Genomic DNA, 2,543 nt, shown 5'->3' with positions numbered 1-2,543 from the left:
TGTTGCCGGTGTTATGGGCGGCTTCGATTCGGAAGTAACGGAAGAAACCACAACGGTTGTCTTGGAATGCGCATCTTTTAAGGGGTCTTCTATTCGTAAGACCGGACGTGCGTTGGGACTTCGTTCCGAAGCGTCGGCTCGTTTTGAACGAGGACTCGATTCGGAAGGTTGTGTTCACTCCCTTAATCGGGCGGCTCAGTTGTTGCAACAAATGGGGGATTGTGAAGTAGCGGCCGGAGTCATTGACGAATATGTACATCCTCAAGAAGTTCGTCGCATCGACTTTACATCACAGCGGGTCAATGACTTCCTCGGTACGGATATTTCGGAAGAAGATATGATTTCCATCTTGGCAACCTTGGGCTTTAAGACGGAAAAACACGACAAGGTATTGACGGCTGTTGTGCCGACATGGCGTATCGATTGTACGGAAATGCCCGATATTGCAGAAGAAGTAGCCCGTATTTACGGATATGAGAATATTCAGTCTACCCGTCCTCTCAGTAATATTTCGGAAGGCCAGGAAGGATTTGAACACGCTGTTCGGGAACATATTTCGTCCGTCTTGAGTCGCAGCGGTTTGAATGAAACGGTAACGTTCAGCTTTATGAGTGCCGATTCGCTGAAAAAACTCCTCTTTAAAGAAGACGACGCTCATTATCAGGCCGTGCCTATATTGAATCCTATTACGGAAGAATTCCCCCTCATGAGGACCACCCTGTTGCCGTCTCTGATGGATGTACTCGTACGTAATCAGGCTGTAAAAAATGATCGAGTGGCTATTTATGAAGTTGCATCTACATATCGTCCCAAGAGCCTTCCCGTTACGGAATTGGTTGATGAAAACAGGGAAATTACGGGCCTTTTATACGGGAATCGGACACAGGCAAGCTGGCCGTATAAAGCGGAAGGCTTCGATTTCTACGACGTAAAAGGTTTGATGGAAGCCGTTCTGACAAGCTTGGGCATTCATGCACAGTTGCGGGTCTCCGATTATGCCCCCTTACATCCCGGTAAGGCGGCTGAATATGTTGTAGGCGACACGGTTCTTTGCCGTTTCGGCGAACTTCATCCGCAGTGCGTCGATAACTACGACGTTGCAGGACCCGTATATGTCTTTGAAATGTACTTGAAGGACCTCTTGCCTTTAATCAACCTCATTCCCGACTATCACAAAGTAGGCAAGTTCCCGGCTCTTACCCGTGACCTGGCCGTACTCGTGCCGATTAGTGCCAAGCATGCCGACTTGCTGAATATCATTCGTGAAAAGGGCGGTCAGTATTTGGAAGGCGTACATCTCTTCGACGTATATTCAGGAGAACAGGTTCCTCGCGGTTTTGTAAGCCTTGCTTTCGCCTTGACCTTCCGTTCTGCTGAAGGGACCTTGTCCGATGCGGATATTCAACAACCCGTTACGGACATTCTTGAAGAATTACAAGAAAAAGCCGGGGCAAAACTTCGTTAGCCTTATTTTGCATAATAACTACAAGGCTCTGCCTTTACAGGCAGAGCCTTGTAGTGTATAATAAGCCGTGTCGTACGGGCACCGGGTGTATCGATCACTCCGACGAACACGCAGTGCTTGGTGAATTTTATATTACAGGAGGAATTACAATGTTAAGCGTAGAAGAAAAACAAGCTATTGTTGCCAAATTCGGCACAAACGAAAAAGACACGGGGTCTCCGGAAGTACAGATCGCGCTCCTTACGAGCCGTATCCTTTATTTGACGGACCACCTTCGCAGTCATAAAAAGGACCATGCGTCCCGTCGCGGTTTGTTGAAACTTGTCGGCCAGCGCCGTAACTTACTTGCATATTTGCAAAAACATGACTTGGAACGTTACCGTGCTATTCTCGAAAAACTCAACCTGCGTAAATAATTGCACGAACTGAGGCTGATGTATAGACACATCAGCCTCTTTTTTGGATAGTAGATATAAGGAGGAAAGGGAATGGAAGAAAAAATATTCCAAATGGATTTTGCCGGCCGACCGCTTACCGTGGAAGTCGGTAAATTGGCAAAACAGTCTAGCGGTGCCGCTTTGGTACGTTACGGCGATACGGCCGTCTTCGTATCGGCAACAGGATCGAAAGAAGCACGTGAAGATGCGGATTTTTTCCCCTTAACCGTAGATTATGAAGAAAAAATGTATGCTGTTGGTAAGATTCCCGGCGGCTTTATAAAAAGAGAAGGCAAACCGCCCGAATCGGCGACCTTGTTTGCTCGCCTTATTGACCGTCCTATTCGGCCCTTGTTCCCGAAAACGTATCGTCATGACGTACATGTCGTAGCCTATGACTTTGCAGTTGACCACGATAACGCTCCGGAAATTGCGGCTATGATCGGTGCATCTGTCGCCTTATGCATGTCTCACATTCCCTTTGCAGGGCCGATTGCGGGCGTTCGTGTCGGTCGTATAGACGGTAATTTTATTATTAACCCTACAGTGGAACAGAGTGAAAAGAGCGACATGGATATTGTCGTAGCCGGCACAAAAGACGCTATTCTCATGGTTGAAGGCGGCGCTAAAGAAGTACCGGA

General features: G+C 47.7%; 2 protein-coding genes and 1 pseudogene. All 3 read left to right on the top strand.

Features of this window, described 5'->3' with window-relative positions:
• Window positions 1–1,465 (top strand): phenylalanine--tRNA ligase subunit beta (gene pheT, locus PGX78_RS06085; protein WP_270445892.1); only part of this gene is annotated, 1,465 nt, incomplete at its 5' end.
• Between the two features lie 149 nt (window positions 1,466–1,614).
• Window positions 1,615–1,881, top strand: coding sequence for a 30S ribosomal protein S15 (rpsO, locus tag PGX78_RS06080; RefSeq protein ID WP_006942244.1), 267 nt, complete (start codon window positions 1,615–1,617; stop codon window positions 1,879–1,881).
• Between the two features lie 72 nt (window positions 1,882–1,953).
• A pseudogene (locus tag PGX78_RS06075) lies at window positions 1,954–2,543 on the top strand (polyribonucleotide nucleotidyltransferase); the annotation flags it as partial.

Origin of the sequence: Megasphaera sp. AF13-6AC (assembly GCF_027685385.1) — a bacterium.
GTDB classification, from domain to species: Bacteria; Bacillota; Negativicutes; order Veillonellales; family Megasphaeraceae; genus Megasphaera; species Megasphaera micronuciformis.
Note: the sequence above shows the minus strand (reverse complement) of the source record. Positions and strands in the feature narration are given on the sequence as shown.

Coding starts and splice junctions, on each gene's coding strand:
- rpsO (WP_006942244.1), top strand. CDS start 1,615: ATGTTAAGCGTAGAAGAAAAACAAGCTATTGTTGCCAAATTCGGCACA.